The 15,810-nt window shown below is 18.8% G+C and carries 14 protein-coding genes and 2 tRNA genes; 9 read left to right on the top strand and 7 right to left on the bottom strand.

Translation table 11 applies throughout. The features are described 5' to 3' along the window. Positions 1–114: 114 nt before the first annotated feature. Positions 115–993, top strand: coding sequence for a 4-hydroxy-tetrahydrodipicolinate synthase (gene dapA / locus GJU00_RS00265; protein ID WP_168893681.1), 879 nt, complete (start codon positions 115–117; stop codon positions 991–993). Here the strand turns inward: dapA and glyS are convergent. Both glyS and glyQ read right to left on the bottom strand, forming a co-directional pair. Further along, positions 985–3,057, bottom strand: a complete 2,073-nt coding sequence (glyS, locus tag GJU00_RS00270) for a glycine--tRNA ligase subunit beta (protein WP_168893329.1) — start codon at positions 3,055–3,057, stop codon at positions 985–987. The two genes, dapA and glyS, sit on opposite strands and share 9 nt — an antisense overlap. Positions 3,058–3,085: 28 nt before the next feature. Continuing rightward, entirely contained in the window at positions 3,086–3,964 is an 879-nt protein-coding gene (gene glyQ / locus GJU00_RS00275) for a glycine--tRNA ligase subunit alpha (RefSeq protein ID WP_168893330.1), read from the bottom strand. 175 nt (positions 3,965–4,139) lie between these two features. Here glyQ and GJU00_RS00280 point away from each other — a divergent pair, with 175 nt between their 5' ends. The 3 genes from GJU00_RS00280 to rplY are packed head-to-tail and all read left to right on the top strand — an operon-like array spanning position 4,140 to position 6,399. Further along, the gene (locus GJU00_RS00280) at positions 4,140–5,078 is read left to right on the top strand and encodes a cation diffusion facilitator family transporter (protein ID WP_168893331.1); all 939 of its coding nucleotides are present in this window, start codon (positions 4,140–4,142) and stop codon (positions 5,076–5,078) included. Between the two features lie 40 nt (positions 5,079–5,118). Then, positions 5,119–6,081: a 6-phosphofructokinase gene (gene pfkA / locus GJU00_RS00285; protein ID WP_168893332.1), complete on the top strand. Its 963-nt coding sequence runs from the start codon at positions 5,119–5,121 to the stop codon at positions 6,079–6,081. Between the two features lie 21 nt (positions 6,082–6,102). Further along, a complete protein-coding gene (gene rplY / locus GJU00_RS00290; RefSeq protein ID WP_168893333.1) occupies positions 6,103–6,399 on the top strand; it encodes a 50S ribosomal protein L25 in 297 nt (98 codons plus the stop codon). A 61-nt stretch (positions 6,400–6,460) separates the two neighbouring features. On the opposite strand, the gene dapB is transcribed toward rplY, so the two are convergent. Genes dapB through ileS form a run of 3 tightly spaced genes read right to left on the bottom strand, consistent with a single transcriptional unit; the run spans position 6,461 to position 10,514 of the window. After that, complete coding sequence (gene dapB / locus GJU00_RS00295; RefSeq protein WP_168893334.1) at positions 6,461–7,237, bottom strand: 4-hydroxy-tetrahydrodipicolinate reductase; 777 nt, start codon at positions 7,235–7,237, stop codon at positions 6,461–6,463. A gap of 15 nt (positions 7,238–7,252) precedes the next feature. Continuing rightward, the gene (gene lspA / locus GJU00_RS00300) at positions 7,253–7,753 is read right to left on the bottom strand and encodes a signal peptidase II (RefSeq protein ID WP_168893335.1); all 501 of its coding nucleotides are present in this window, start codon (positions 7,751–7,753) and stop codon (positions 7,253–7,255) included. After that, positions 7,728–10,514: an isoleucine--tRNA ligase gene (gene ileS / locus GJU00_RS00305; RefSeq protein ID WP_168893336.1), complete on the bottom strand. Its 2,787-nt coding sequence runs from the start codon at positions 10,512–10,514 to the stop codon at positions 7,728–7,730. The genes lspA and ileS overlap by 26 nt, the downstream gene beginning before the upstream one ends. 149 nt (positions 10,515–10,663) lie before the next feature. On the opposite strand from ileS, the gene rpsT reads away from it, so the two are divergent. Genes rpsT through gpmA form a run of 3 tightly spaced genes read left to right on the top strand, consistent with a single transcriptional unit; the run spans position 10,664 to position 12,035 of the window. Further along, entirely contained in the window at positions 10,664–10,927 is a 264-nt protein-coding gene (gene rpsT / locus GJU00_RS00310; protein ID WP_168893337.1) for a 30S ribosomal protein S20, read from the top strand. 38 nt (positions 10,928–10,965) lie between these two features. Further along, positions 10,966–11,301, top strand: coding sequence for an iron-sulfur cluster insertion protein ErpA (gene erpA, locus GJU00_RS00315; protein ID WP_168893338.1), 336 nt, complete (start codon positions 10,966–10,968; stop codon positions 11,299–11,301). A 35-nt stretch (positions 11,302–11,336) separates the two neighbouring features. Next, on the top strand, positions 11,337–12,035 hold the full coding sequence (gpmA, locus tag GJU00_RS00320) for a 2,3-diphosphoglycerate-dependent phosphoglycerate mutase (protein WP_168893339.1): 699 nt from the start codon (positions 11,337–11,339) through the stop codon (positions 12,033–12,035). A 16-nt stretch (positions 12,036–12,051) separates the two neighbouring features. Here gpmA and pta read toward each other — a convergent pair whose 3' ends face one another. Both pta and GJU00_RS00330 read right to left on the bottom strand, forming a co-directional pair. Further along, positions 12,052–14,175 carry a phosphate acetyltransferase gene (gene pta / locus GJU00_RS00325; RefSeq protein WP_168893340.1) on the bottom strand — a complete coding sequence of 708 codons (2,124 nt, stop codon included), beginning with the start codon at positions 14,173–14,175 and terminating at the stop codon, positions 12,052–12,054. 37 nt (positions 14,176–14,212) lie between these two features. Continuing rightward, positions 14,213–15,418 (bottom strand): acetate kinase, encoded by a 1,206-nt coding sequence (locus tag GJU00_RS00330; RefSeq protein ID WP_168893341.1) that lies wholly within the window; start codon positions 15,416–15,418, stop codon positions 14,213–14,215. Between the two features lie 151 nt (positions 15,419–15,569). Between GJU00_RS00330 and GJU00_RS00335 the strand changes: the two genes are divergently transcribed. Both GJU00_RS00335 and GJU00_RS00340 read left to right on the top strand, forming a co-directional pair. Further along, positions 15,570–15,641 (top strand) — tRNA-Cys (locus GJU00_RS00335). Between the two features lie 30 nt (positions 15,642–15,671). Next, positions 15,672–15,758: transfer RNA gene (locus GJU00_RS00340), tRNA-Leu, on the top strand. The last annotated feature ends 52 nt before the right edge of the window (positions 15,759–15,810 follow it).

Raw genomic sequence — 15,810 nt, forward strand, 5'->3', positions numbered from 1 at the left:
TTTATTTTTTTTATTAAAATTTTAAATGAATAAAATTATAATAATTTGTTTATTTACTTTAAATTTGTTATGATTATTTAATAATTAACATTAATTAGTATGGATTATAGTCTAATGTTTACTGGAAGTATTGTAGCACTCATAACTCCAATGGATATTAAAGGAAATATTTGTAAAAAAAGTTTACAAAAATTAATTAAGTATCATATTAATAATGGCACCAAGGCTATTGTTATTATGGGTACAACAGGAGAATCTGCTACATTAACATATAACGAACATATAGATATTATAATGTATGCATTAGATTTTTCAGAAAATAAAATACCTATTATAGCTGGAACAGGATTTAATTCTACATCTAAAAGTATAGCAATAATATCTATTCTTGAGAATTCGGGAATTATCGGTTGTTTAAATGTTACTCCTTATTATAACCGTCCTACACAAGAAGGTTTATATCAACATTTTAAAGAAATTGCGAATAATACTAAATTACCACAAATTTTATATAATGTTCCTTCAAGGACAGGATGTGATTTGTTACCAGAAACAATTTATAAATTATCAAAAATAAATAACATAATGGGAATAAAAGAAGCAACTGGAGATTTATCTCGTATAAATAAAATTAAAAATTTAGTTAAAAAAAAATTTTTTTTGATTAGTGGTGACGATAAAACTTCCTTTGAATTCATGTTACTAGGTGGTGATGGTATTATATCTGTTACAGCTAATATTGCTGCATTAAAAATGAGTAAATTTTGTAATTATATGAAAGAAAAAAAAATAAATAAAGCAAAAAAAATTAATAAAGATTTAATTTTATTACATAATCAATTATTTATTGAGTCTAATCCAATACCAGTAAAATGGGTAGCAAAAAGATTAGGACTTATCAATAATGATAAAATGAGACTTCCTATGACACAACTTACAAAATATAATCAGAAAGTTATAGAAAATACATTAAAAAAATTAAAATTAATATAAATTACTAATGTTAATTACTTTTAAAAAATATTTTTTTATATGATATAGGATTAAAATTCTATTTTTTTTAATTTTTTTATCTTTATGATTAATTATTACCTTTTTAAAAAAATTATTTATTGGATAATATAATTCTGATAATATTAATAATATATTGTAATATTCATTATTTTTAATTTTTAAAATAAATATTTTAGATAATTTAAGAATATGTTTAAATAATATAATTTCTTCTTTATCTTTTAATAAAGAGATATCTATCTTATTAAGATTATCGATATATTTTATATTTTTTAATAAAATTTTATTTATTCTTTTATAAGTAAAAATTAAAAAATTACTTTGTTTTATTTCATTTTTAAAAAATAAATCTAAAGCTTTTATTTTATAATCTAAAATTAATAAATTATTAATCTCATTATCTAAAATAGAAGAAATAATATTTTTTTTATAACCTAAAGATATATACCAATTTTTACATCTCTTTTTTATAAAAAATAAAATTTGCTTTAATATTTTTTTTTTATCAATTATATTTTCTTTATATAAAGATAAACTAAAAATAATTAATTTAGTTAAATTAATCTTTATTTTTTTTTCGATAATAATACGTATAATAATTAATGTTACATATTTTAAAGCAAAAGGATCTTTATCTCCAGTGGGTATTAATGATATGCTAAAAATTCCTGTTATAGAGTCTATTTTATCAGCAATAAATAAAATACAAGAAACTATATTTTTAGGTATTGAATTATCTTTTTTATATTGATACTGTTCTTTAATAGCTTGTATTACATTTTTATTTTCTTTATTATATTTTGCATAATACATTCCAATAATTCCTTGTAAATCAGGAAATTCATAAACCATTTGTGTTGCTAAATCACATTTAGATAATTTACTAGCTCTAATACAATCTTGAATATTAACTGTTTTAATATTTTTTCCTATATATTGAGATATATTATTTATACGCATAGTTTTTTCAAATAAATTACCTAATTTATTTTGGAAAATAATATTTTTTAATTTATCTAAATATTTATCAAATTTTATTTTTAAATCATTTTTAAAAAAAAATTGAATATCTTTAAATCTTGATTTAATTACTTGTTCATGATTATAAATAATTATTTTATTATTATTAGTTTCTATATTTATTAATATAATAAAATAAAATGATAAATTTTTTTCCTTATCATATAAAGGAATATATTTTTGATAATTAATCATAATATATTCTAAGATTTCTGATGGTAATGTCAAAAATTTTTTATGAAATTTACCTATTAATAATATAGGCCATTCAACCATAGAAGATAATTCTTCTAAAAAATTTTTATTTATTTTAGAAATAAGATTTAAATTATTTGCTATTTTTTGTATTTTATTAAAAATAAAATTTTTTCTTTCATTATAATCAACAATAACTTTTCCTTTTTTAAATAATAATTTATTATATTCTTCCGCATTTTTTAAAATTATTTTTTTTGAACACATAAAACGATGTCCTTGAATAATATTATTAGATTGAAGATTTAATAAATTTTTTTTAATATTTTTTTTACCTAAAACTAATACTATATTTCTTATAGGTCTAATAAATTTAAAAAAAGTTTTATCCCAGAACATAAAATTTGGAATAGAAATAATATTTTTTAAAGAATTAATTATCATATTTGATAATAAATCTTCAATACGTAATCCTTTAATTATTTTTTTATAAAAAAGATATTTATTTTTAAAAAAAATATCTTTTTTATTTTTAATATTATATTTTTTTATCCATAATTTTACTATTTTGTTTAAAAAAATATTTTTTTCATTAGATATAAAAGGTCCTTTAATAGTATAAAAATAATCATTTTGTTTAATGTTTATTAAATATATTTGTAATGCAATACGTCTAGCAGTAAAAAAACATTTTATTTTTTTATATTTAAAAGAATTTTTTTTTAATTCGTTTTTAAAATTTATTAAAATTATTTTAGATAATTTTAATAAATAATTAGAAGGTATTTCTTCTATACTAATTTCTAATAATAATATATTATTACACATAACATTATATTACCTAACTAAATAATTTTTATTTTATATAATTATAATATTTTGTAACTATTAATTTTGTCATATTACGTAATTTTAAAACATACCTTTGTCTTTCAGTATGTGATAAAAATCTACGTGCTTCTAATAAATTAAAACAATGAGATGCTTTTAAAAGTTTTTCATATGCAGGGAAAATTAATGGTTTTTCTAATTTTAATAAATAATTTATTTCAGATTCATAATTTTTAAAACAATATATAAGAAAATTAATATTTGTATATTGAAAATTATACATAGATTGTTCTATTTCATTTCTATAAAAAATATCTCCATAAGTAATACAACTATGTTTATCTTTATTCCAAATTAAATTAAATATATTTTTTTCACCTTGTATGTTCATTGCTAATCTTTCTAAACCATAAGTAATTTCTCCTGTTATTGGATTACATATTATACCACCCATTTGTTGAAAATATGTAAATTGAGTTATTTCCATACCATTTAACCATATTTCCCAACCTATTCCATAGGCACCTAATGTAGGATTTTCCCAATTATCATCAATAAAACGAAGATCATTTTGTCTTAAATTTAATTTTAATTTTTCTAAAGATTTTAAATATAATATTTGAATATTATAAGGAGGTGGTTTTATTATTACTTGAAATTGATAATATTGTTGTAACCTATTAGGATTATTACCATATCTTCCATCAGATGGTCTTCTTGATAATTGTATATAAGCTAATTTAATAGGTTTTTCCCCTATTGCATATAAACATGTCATAGGATGAGATGTTGCTGCTCCAACTTCAATATCAATCGGTTGAATAATACTACAACCTTGTTTTGCCCAATAATTTTGTAAAATAAAGATCATTCCTTGAAATGTTTTTTCGTTAAATTTTTTCATTTTTTTATATTTAGTATTTAAATATAATTATTTTATATAATTTTTCATAAAAATATAAATTAAAATTTAACATATTTTTAATAGAATAAAAATTAATGTTAAAATAATAAATTATTTTAAAATATAAAAAATTTTATACTATATTATAAAATTTTAATATGGATTAAATATAAACATGAATAATATATCTAAACAAATTTATTTTAAAGAAAAGAAAAATGAATATAATAAATTAATAAAAAAAGCTACAAATTTAGCAATTTTATTATCTTTAACATTATTAACACTAAAACTATTAGCTTGGTGGCAAACAAAATCAATAAGTATGCTTGCTGCTTGTGTAGATTCCTTAGTAGATATTACTTCTTCATCAATTAATTTATTAATTATATATTATTCTTTACAACCTGCTGATGTAGAACATACATTTGGTCATGGTAAAGCTGAAGCATTATCTGCTTTAACACAAAGTATATTTATTTGTATTACAGCAATATTTCTTTTTTTAAATAGTTTAAAATATATATCTCATCCTACAAAAATATATTATCCAGTAATAGGCATATTAGTTATAATAATTTCATTTTTTTTAACTTTAATATTAGTTCTTTTTCAAAAAAAAGTAATAGCTAAAACGAATAGTCAAGCTACTCATGCTGACATGATGCATTATGAATCAGATATTTTAATTAATAGTGCAATTTTATTAGCTTTAATTTTAAATTATTTTAATATAAAACAAGCAGATTCTTTAATAGCATTAATTATAAGTATATTTATTTTTTATAATGCTTTTAAAGTAGGATATAAAGCAATACAATCTCTATTAGATAGATCTTTACCAGAAAATGAAAAAAAAATTATAATAGATTTAATTACTTCTTGGCCTAAAGTAAAAGGAGCACATCAATTAAAAACCAGACAATCTGGTCCTACACGTTTTATACAACTTCATTTAGTATTAGAAGATAATTTACCTTTATTAGAATCACATTCAATTGCAAAAAAAATAGAAAACGCTCTAAATAAAAAATTTCCTTATTCAGATATAATTATACATCAAGATCCATATTCTATAGTTTCTAAAAAATATAAAGGTTTTTTTAAAAATTAATTTTATTAATAAAATATCATATATTTTAATGAGGTATCATATGATTAAAAAAATTGGTGTACTTACAAGTGGTGGAGATGCTCCGGGAATGAATGCTGCTATTAGAGGTGTTGTGAGAACAGCAATAGGTTATAATATTGAAGTTTTTGGAATATATAATGGTTATTTAGGATTATATAATAATAATATTATTCAATTAAATAGATTTAGTGTATCTGATATTATTAATAAAGGAGGTACCTTTTTAGGATCTGCTCGTTTTACTCAATTTAAAAATAAAAAAGTACGTTCTGTCGCTATAAATAACATGAAAAAACATGGTATTAATGCATTAGTTGTAATAGGAGGAGATGGTACATACATGGGAGCTAAATTATTAACAGAAATGGGTTTTCCATGTATAGGAATTCCAGGAACAATTGATAATGATGTTGCAGGTACTGATTATAGTATAGGTTATTCTACCGCTTTAGAAACTGTTGTTCAAGCTATAGATAAATTACGAGATACTTCTACTTCTCATCAAAGAATATCTATTGTTGAAATTATGGGTAGACATTGTGGTGATTTAACATTATCAGCAGCTATTGCTGGAGGTTGTGAATTTATAGTTTTACCAGAAATTAATTATAATCAAGAAGATTTGGTAAAAGAAATAAAATTAGGTATAAAAAAAGGTAAAAAACATGCAATAGTATTGATTACAGAATTTATTTGTGATATTAATAAACTAGCTAAATTTATCCAAACTAAAATTAAACGTGAAACTAGAACTACAGTTTTAGGATATATCCAAAGAGGAGGTTCTCCTGTTGCATATGATCGTATTTTAGGTTCTCAAATGGGTTCTTTTGCAGTTGAATTATTATATAAAGGATATGGTGGAAGGTGTATAGGTATTCAAAATAATCAAATGATTCATCATGATATTATTGATGCTATTTTAAATATGAAAAAAATTTTTAAAAAAGATTTATTAGATATTGCTAAAAAATTATATTAATTATCTAAAAAGAGATAGAATATGTATAACATAAAATTTTTAAAAAGAGTACAAACAGGTAAAAAGTTTAGTAGACGTTTAAGAATAAATAATCAATTTCCAGCCATAATTTATGGGAAAAAAAAAAAAGAAGTACCTATAATTTTAAATAATAATGATGTAGTTAACATTAATTTTAAAAAAATTTTGAAAAAAAAATGTGATATAATTAATTTGATAGATGAAAAAGAAAAAATTTATAAAGTGAATATTATTGATATTCAATATCATCCTTTTAAAAATACTAAAATATACCATATAGATTTTTTATTTATATAATAATTTTTTATTTATAAAATATTTTTTCTAAAATACCTAATCAAGTATATTAATTTTAATATTATATTTCTAATACGTCATTCATATTATATATACCTGATTTTTTGTTATTAAGCCAAATAGCTGCCTTAATCGCGCCTTTTGCAAAAGGAATTCTGTTAGATGCTTTATGAATTAATTCTATTTGTTCTCCAATAAAAGAAAATAAAATATTATGTTCTCCATATAAATCAGCAGCTCTAATAGAGTGACATGTAATTTTTTTTAAAATATTAAATTTTTTGTAAGTTTGAATAATAGTATTTTGTAATGATAAAGCAGTTCCTGATGGTAAATCTATTTTTTTTTTATGATGTTTTTCTATTATATCTATATCTAAATTATTTATTTGTTTATTTTTACATAAAATTGTAATTATATTTTCTATTATTTTTGATAAAATATTTATACCTTGACTAAAATTAGAAGATAAAATAACAGCTATATTTTTTGATATTTTTCTAATTATTAGTTTTTGTTTTTGAGTAAAACCTGTGGTTCCAATAACAATTTTTTTATTATATTTTTCACAAATATTTATATTTTTTAATGTTGTTTGTGGATTTGTAAAATCTATTAAAATATCAAATCTATCTATAATATCTATTATATTAGATTTAATATCTAAAAAATTAGATTTATATAAAATTTTATTTACATTTTTTAGAGATGTTTCACTTTCTGTAACTCCATTTAATAAAATATTATTTGTTTTTTCTTTATTTAGTACTCTTAAAATATTTTGACCCATACGACCATTAATGCCTGATACAGCTAACCGAATTTGATTATTTTTCATATAAAAACCTATATATTATTTTAATATTTTAAAATTATCTTTTATAATTAATATTATACCAATAAAAATTAAAATATCTGCAATATTAAAAATAGGAAAATGATGATTTAATATATGTATATCTATAAAATCTATCACAAAACCATATTTAATTCTATTAATTAAATTACTTAATATTCCACTAAATATAATAGTATAAGATAATTGATTACAATTTTTTTTAATAAAAATTAATATCATTAATATTATTAATATAATAATATTAATTGTTATTAAAAAATAATTAATATTTTTAAAATTTTTTAAAAAACCAAAAATAATACCATAATTTCGTAAATAAATAAAATTTAAATAAGAACAAATATAATAAAATTTATATAGTTTTATTTTTTTTATTATTAAATTTTTACTAAAAAAATCTATTAAAATTAATAATAAAAAATATATATTTAATATTTTTATTTTTTTTTTAATTATTTTAAGAAAAATGTTAAATAAATAAACGAGTTTCACCATTACCTATTGTATTTAATCTACAACGATCACAAATATCATTAATTATATTTTTATAATAATACCAACAACGTTTACATTTAAAATATTTTGATTTAGTAATTTTAAAACTTTTTATTAATTTATTTGTAGACATTTGTAGTTCTTCATAAATAGAAATATTAGATACTAATAATAAAAAACGTAATTCTGAACCTAACATTATCAATTTTTTATAAATGTTTTTATTTACAAAAACAGTAATATTAGCTTCTAAAGAACTACCTATAATTTTTTTATTTCTTGCATATTCAATAATTTTATTTATTTTATTTTTAAAAATAAAAATTTCATTCCAATATTCATTATTCATTATACAATTTAATGGTAAATAAAATAATTTAGAATACCATTCTTCTGTAAAAATATATTTAGATCTTGTTCCAGGAATATAATTCCAAATTTCATGTGCTGTAAAAGATAATATTGGTGTTATCCATCTTACTAAAGATTCAAGAATCATATATAAAGATATTTGACAACTTAATCTTTCTATACTCAATTTTTTAAATGTATATTGTCTATCTTTTATAATATCAAAATAAATTGAACCTAAATCTATAGAACAAAATTGCATAATTTCTTGAACTACATTTTGTATATTATATTCATTATAATATTTTATAATTTTATTTTGTGTGATTTTTGTCTTATGTATAATCCATTTATCTAAAACTAACATTTGTTCTATTTTAATTGTATTTTTTTCTGGTATAAAATTATTTAGATTAGATAATAAAAATCTAACTGTATTTCGAATACGTCTATAAATTTCTGTAATTCTTTTTAAAATATTCGAGGAAATATTTATTTCATTAGTATAATCTGTAGAAGCTACCCATAATCTTAAAATATCACTACCTAAAGTATTTACTATACTCTGAGGTTTAATAATATTACCTAAAGATTTAGACATTTTTTTTCCCTTTTCATCAACAGTAAATCCATGACTTATTACTGTTTTATATGGAGCATCATTATGTATTGCTGTTGAAATAATTAATGAAGAAATAAACCAACCTCTATATTGATCATTACCTTCTAAATATACATCAATTTTATTTTTTTTAAATTTTTTAATTTGTTTAATAATTGAATTATAAGTAGATCCAGAATCAAACCAAACATCTAATACGTCTATAACTTTTTCATATAAAATAGCATCTTTACCTAAAAATTCATTAATATTTAAATCCCACCATGCTTGTATACCTTTTTTTTCAATCATACAAGCTACTTTTTCAATAAATTTTAAAGAATTAATATGTATTTTTTGTGTTTTTTTATGAATAAATAAAGGAATCGGGATTCCCCAAATTCTTTGTCTAGAAATACACCAATCAGGTCTTTTATCTAACATTAAAAACATTCTTTTATAACCCCAATCAGGTATCCAATTTACTTTTTTTATTACTTTTTTTGCTAAATTTCTAAGATTTTTCTTATCTATACTAATAAACCATTGTGGTGTAGATATATATATGATTTGTGTTTTATGGCGCCAACAATATGGATAATTATGTATATAATTTTCTAATAAGAATAATGTGTTTGTTTTTGTTAAAATTTTTATAATTATTTCTTTAGAAGAAAAGATGCTAATTTTATCTAAATTAGGATGTACACCTTTTATAAAAAATCCTTTTTCATCTATAATATTTTCTAAACATTTTATATTATTTTGATAACATATCTTATAATCTTCTAATCCATGATTAGGAGCCATATGAACAATTCCAGTACCTGATTTTTCAGAAACATAATCACTTATAATTACAGAAGAAATTTTATTATTAATCGGGTTTTTTATTAATATATTTTTTAAATATTTACCTTTTATTTCTAATAAAATTTTCCATGTTATAATTTTTGCTTTATTCATAATTATATTAACCAAATTTTTGGCTATTATAATAATATTTTTCTTATTAATTTTAATTAATTGATAAGATGTTGTATAATTTACTGCAATTGCTCTATTTGCTGGTATAGTCCATGGTGTTGTAGTCCATATTAAAAATGAAATATTATAATTTTTTATTTCTATATTTAAAATTTTTTTAAAAAAATTAATATTTATTATGTTAAACATAACATAACATGTTAATGTTTTTTTTTTAACATAATTAACTTCAGCTTCTGCTAAAGAAGAAAGACATTTTGTACACCAATATACTGGTTTTTTACCTTTATATATATAATTATTTTTAATAACTTTCCCTAAAGTACGAACAATATTTGCTTCTGTTTTAAAATCCATTGTTAAATAAGGATTTATCCAATCGGCAAATATTCCTAATCTTATAAAATCTTTTTTTTGTTTTTCAATTTGTTTAAAAGCATATTCTCTACATTTAATTCTAAATTTTTTTTTAGAAATTTTTTTATTTTGTTTTTTTAAAATTTCTTCTACTTTTTGTTCTATAGGTAAACCATGACAATCCCATCCAGGAATAAAAGAAGTATAATATCCATCCATATTTTTAAATTTTATAATAATATCTTTTAAAATTTTATTAAAAGCATGCCCAATATGAATATTACCATTGGCATATGGTGGTCCATCATGTAAAATAAATATTTTTTTATTTTTTTTTATATTTAGTATTTTTTTATATACATTATCTTTTTCCCATTGTTTTAATGTAATTAATTCATTTTCCGTTAAACATGCTTTCATTGGAAATTTTGTTTTTGGTAAATTTAAACTAAATTTATTTTTCATACTAATTATCTTTAATTCATTACTATGTTAATAAAAATTAATAAATATAAATTTTATTTATACATAGATATTATATATAATAATATTTTATGTAAATAAATAATTTTATAAAAAATAAAAATTATTCATACAATTAAAAAGGTTGTTATATGGCGAATATAAAATCAGCTAAAAAAAGAATTTTAAAATCAGAAAAACAAAGAAAACATAATATTAACTATCGTTCAATGTTAAAAACATTTATTAAGAAAGTTAATAATGCTATTTTACATAAAAATATAAAATTATCAAAAAAAAATTTTCAAATAATGCAATCTATTATTGATAAACAAGTACAAAAAAAATTAATTCATAAAAATAAAGCATCACGTTATAAATCTAGATTATATAATAAAATTATTAATCTTACTTAATTAAAATTAATTTAATAATAATTGTTAAAATTAAAATAATGGATATTAACTCAAAAAATATTTCTATCTCTTTAACAAAGAGAGCTGTAAATAAAATAAAAAAATTATATTTTAAAAATAGAAATTTTAGAATATTTATTTTAGGTGGAGGATGTAGTGGATTTAAATATGATTTTATTTTAGATAAAAAAATAAAAAAGAATGATATTCTTATAAATTTATCAGGTATAAATATTATAATAGATAAAATAAGTATGCAATATTTAAATGGAAGTATTGTTGATTATATAGAAAGTATTGAAGAATCTAAATTTATTATTAAAAATCCATACATGAAAAATACATGCAGTTGTGGTTCTTCTTTTGATATTTAATATAAAAAAATATTTTTATATAAGGAAAAAAAATTATGTCTTATACAAAATTAGTATTACTACGTCATGGACAAAGTGAATGGAATAAAAAAAATTTATTTACTGGTTGGCATGACGTTAAATTATCTCCAGAAGGAAAAATTGAAGCAATACAAGCAGGAAAAATATTAAAAATAAATAATTTTAAATTTGATTATGCATATACTTCTGTTTTAAAAAGAGCAATCCACACTTTATGGTTAACTTTAAAAGAATTAAATCAACTTTGGATTCCTATTAAAAAAACATGGAGATTAAATGAAAGACATTATGGAAAATTACAAGGAATGAATAAAAATCAAATTACTCATAAATTTGGTAAAAAAAAAGTACAAGAATGGCGTCGTAGTTTTAAAATTGAACCACCAGCATTATCTACTAATGATATTAGATGGTCTAGATTTGATGAAAAATATTCTAAATTAGAAGATTATCAATTACCTTTATCAGAAAGTTTATGTAAAACATTAGAACGAGTAATGTATTTATGGAAAAATAATATATCAACTAAAATTATAAATGGAGAACGAATTCTTATTGTTGCACATGGTAATTCACTAAGAGCTTTAATTAAACATATTGAAAATATTAATGATAATGATATTGTTAATTTAAATATTGCTACTGGTATGCCTATAGTTTATGAATTTGATAGTAATTTAAATTATAAAAAAAAATATTATTTAAATAATTAATATATGAAATAATATTTTATTTTTTTGTATACTGAGATTGAATAACTGTTACTGCAATTGTATAGATTATATCTTCAATTGATGCACCTCTTGAAAGATCATTAATAGGTTTTTTTATACCCTGTAAAATAGGTCCTATAGAAATTATTTTAGATGTTCTTTGTACTGCTTTATAAGTAGTATTACCTGTATTAAGATCAGGAAATATAATAATATTAGCTTTTCCAGCAACTAAAGATTTTGGTGCTTTATATTTACCAATTTTTTTTACAACAGCAGCATCATATTGCAATGGTCCATCTATTATTAAATTTGGTAATTTATTTTGTACTAATTTAGTTGCTTTGTAAACTTTTTCAACTTCAATTCCTTTACTAGAATTACCTGTTGAATAAGAAATCATTGCAATTTTAGGTATTAAATCAAATAATTTACTAGTATTAGCTGATTGTATTGCTATTTCAGATAATTGTTTGTAATTAGGATTAGGATTAATTGCACAATCTCCATATATTAATACATTTTTATGTAATAACATTATAAATATTGATGAAATTATAGAATATTCTGGTAGAGTTTTAATTATTTGTAATGCTGGTCTTATAGTTTTTGCTGTTGTTGTATTAGCTCCAGATACTATACCATCAACTTCATTATTTTTTAACATCATAGTTGCTAAAAACATATTATCTTTTAATAATTTTATTGCATTATTTTTGTTTAATAATTTATCTTTTCTTATATACATTAATTGTTCTATATAATTATTTCTAATAGAATTAGGATTGATAATATCAATATTTTTTAAATTTATATTATTAATTTTAGCTATGTTAATAATTTCTTTTATTTCACCTAATAATATACATTTAGCTATATTTTTTTGAGAACATATTGATGCTGCTTTAAGTATACGTAATTCATTACCCTCTGGTAATAAAATTGTTTTATGAAGTTTATTTGCTTTATTAATTAAATTATATTTGAATAAAAATGGTGAAATATAAAATTTATAATTTTTAAATTTTTTATTAAAAATATGAGTAGGAATATATAAATTAATATAATTAATTATATTTAATATTAATTTCGAATCATGAGTAGGGAAATTATTTTTATAAATACTTTTTAATTTTAAATTAATTTCATAAAAATTGTTTTTTGTATATAAAATATATATACCATAATTTTTAATAATTTTAATAATTTTTTTTATAAATAAATTAAAATTTTTTTGTATACAATTTGTAAATAATATAGCTTTAAAAAAAATGTTTTTAGATAACATATTATTTATTTTTTTTAAATTTTTATTATCTTTTATAGAAATAATAATTAAAGATTCAGTAAAAAAAAATTTATTTATAAACATTTGTATATTTAAAAAAATAATATATTTAATATTTGTATATTTAAAATTATCAGATATATTACAATTTAAATATTTACATATAATTTTTAAATCTATTCCAAATACAAAATTTGTTAACCATGGAACAAAAATATAATTATTTGTATTTAAAGATAATAAATTACAATTTATGATATCTTTTTTTAAAAAAATATTTTTAAATATGTTTATTTTATAAAAAAAAGGATTATTATTAATATATTTATCTTTAATAAAAAAAAAGGTATTATTTACTGTTAAATTATGTAATTTTTCTTTAAAAAAATTATTAATAATAGATTTTGTTTTTTCTAAAGTTTCATTTTTTGAAAATTTAGATGTAACAAAAATAATTTCTGAATTAAATATATTTGCTATATCACAATTTAATTTAAATATTATTTGTTCAAAACAAAATGGAATTATTCCTTCTATAAAAATAATTTCTGTATTATTTATGTTTTTAAAATATTTTTCTATTATTTTTTCAATAATATTATTATATTCAGTTTTATTATTTAGTAAATTAAAATCATTAATTTTTAACGAATTGATAGATTTAATATTTAATTTATATTTATTTAAAATATTATTAGTATAATTAATATCATAATTTTCTATTTGAGAAATAGGTTTAAAAAATTTACATTTTAATTTTTTATTTTTTATATTATTTAATAATCCAATATTTATACTAGTAAAAAAATGCATATCAACATTAACAGGTATGGACATAATTACTTTTAACATTATTATTCACCTTTTAAAATAAATAATTTTTATAATATTATTCATTAATTATAATATTAAATGTATCTTTTGCTATCATTAATTCTTCATTTGTAGGAATAACTAATATTGGAATACTATTATCCTTATTTATCAAACCAACTTTACCAAATTTTATTTTATTATTTAATTTATGATTAATAAAAAAATTTAAAATTTTTAACTTTTCTATTGTTTTTTCTCTAATTAAAACACTATTTTCTCCAATACCTCCTGTAAAAATAATTGCATTTATTTTATTTTCCATTAAGACACTATAAGAAGCAATATATTTAACTAAAGAATGTATAAAAATATCTGTAGCTCTTTTTATTTTAAAATTATTTAAATAATTATTTTCAATATATCTAAAATCACTAGTTATATTTGTTAGTCCTAACATACCTGATTTTTCAGTTAGAATTTTATATATCTTATCTATTTTAAAATTTAATTTGTTAAACATATAAAAAATAATTGCAGGATCAATATTTCCACATCTAGTACCCATAACTAAACCTTCTAAAGGAGTTAATCCCATCGAAGTATCAACACTTTTACCATTTTTAATAGCAGTAATAGATGAACCATTACCTAAATGACATGAAATACAATTTAATGAATTTAATGGGATATTTAATATTTTTGCAGCTTTTCTACTAACATATTTATGACTGGTACCATGAGCACCATAACGGCGTATTTTATATTTTTCATAAAATTTTATTGGTAAAGCATATAAATATGATGTTTCAGGCATTGTTTGATGAAAAGAAGTATCAAATACAGCAACTTGTTTATTTTGTAAATGAGGCAATATTTTTATAATTTCGCTAATACCTATTAGTTGAATAGGATTATGTAAAGGTGCAAAAATAGATGCTTTTTTTATTGCTTCTATAACTTTTTTTGTAATAATAACAGATTCTGTAAATTTTTCTCCTCCATGAACTATACGATGACCTACTGCAATTATATTATTATATAATAAAGTTTTTTTTAAAATATTTTCTATTAAATAATTTAATATTATTTTATGATTAATTTTTAAATAAAAATTTTTTTTTTTCTTTTGATTATTAAAATTCCATTTAATATAAGAATTTGTGTTTTTAAAATTTTCTGATAAACCAGATAATAAAATTTTTTTTTTTAAAACATTTATAACTGAAAATTTTAAAGAAGAACTACCACAATTAATAACAAGTATTAACTTATTTATCATATATTGTCCTAAAATAAAATATTATTAAGTAAGTAGAATTTAATTATATATAAAAAAATTATAAAATTATATATAAGATAAATTATAAATTTTTTTTTAAAATAAAATATAATATATACAGAATTAATAATTTAATATATTATATGAAAATGGCGCATTGGCAGAATGGTTTATGCAGAGGATTGCAAATCCTTTTATTTCGGTTCAATTCCGGGATGCGCCTCATTTAAAAAAGTTTATTTTTTTTTATTTTGCCCAGATGGTGGAATTGGTAGACACAAGGGACTTAAAATCCCTCGGCATTTATACTGCTATGCGGGTTCAATTCCCGCTCTGGGTATTAAATTCTTATAAAATATGTTTATATTTTTATAAAATATTATTAAAATAAG

The organism is Enterobacteriaceae endosymbiont of Donacia simplex, from assembly GCF_012568645.1.
In the GTDB taxonomy this organism is placed as follows: domain Bacteria; phylum Pseudomonadota; class Gammaproteobacteria; order Enterobacterales; family Enterobacteriaceae.

Coding starts and splice junctions, on each gene's coding strand:
- ileS (WP_168893336.1), bottom strand. CDS start 10,514: ATGAAAAATAAATTTAGTTTAAATTTACCAAAAACAAAATTTCCAATG.
- GJU00_RS00330 (WP_168893341.1), bottom strand. CDS start 15,418: ATGATAAATAAGTTAATACTTGTTATTAATTGTGGTAGTTCTTCTTTA.
- gpmA (WP_168893339.1), top strand. CDS start 11,337: ATGTCTTATACAAAATTAGTATTACTACGTCATGGACAAAGTGAATGG.
- dapB (WP_168893334.1), bottom strand. CDS start 7,237: ATGAAAAATAATCAAATTCGGTTAGCTGTATCAGGCATTAATGGTCGT.
- rpsT (WP_168893337.1), top strand. CDS start 10,664: ATGGCGAATATAAAATCAGCTAAAAAAAGAATTTTAAAATCAGAAAAA.
- glyS (WP_168893329.1), bottom strand. CDS start 3,057: ATGTGTAATAATATATTATTATTAGAAATTAGTATAGAAGAAATACCT.
- dapA (WP_168893681.1), top strand. CDS start 115: ATGTTTACTGGAAGTATTGTAGCACTCATAACTCCAATGGATATTAAA.
- GJU00_RS00280 (WP_168893331.1), top strand. CDS start 4,140: ATGAATAATATATCTAAACAAATTTATTTTAAAGAAAAGAAAAATGAA.
- pfkA (WP_168893332.1), top strand. CDS start 5,119: ATGATTAAAAAAATTGGTGTACTTACAAGTGGTGGAGATGCTCCGGGA.
- pta (WP_168893340.1), bottom strand. CDS start 14,175: ATGTTAAAAGTAATTATGTCCATACCTGTTAATGTTGATATGCATTTT.
- rplY (WP_168893333.1), top strand. CDS start 6,103: ATGTATAACATAAAATTTTTAAAAAGAGTACAAACAGGTAAAAAGTTT.
- glyQ (WP_168893330.1), bottom strand. CDS start 3,964: ATGAAAAAATTTAACGAAAAAACATTTCAAGGAATGATCTTTATTTTA.
- lspA (WP_168893335.1), bottom strand. CDS start 7,753: ATGGTGAAACTCGTTTATTTATTTAACATTTTTCTTAAAATAATTAAA.
- erpA (WP_168893338.1), top strand. CDS start 10,966: ATGGATATTAACTCAAAAAATATTTCTATCTCTTTAACAAAGAGAGCT.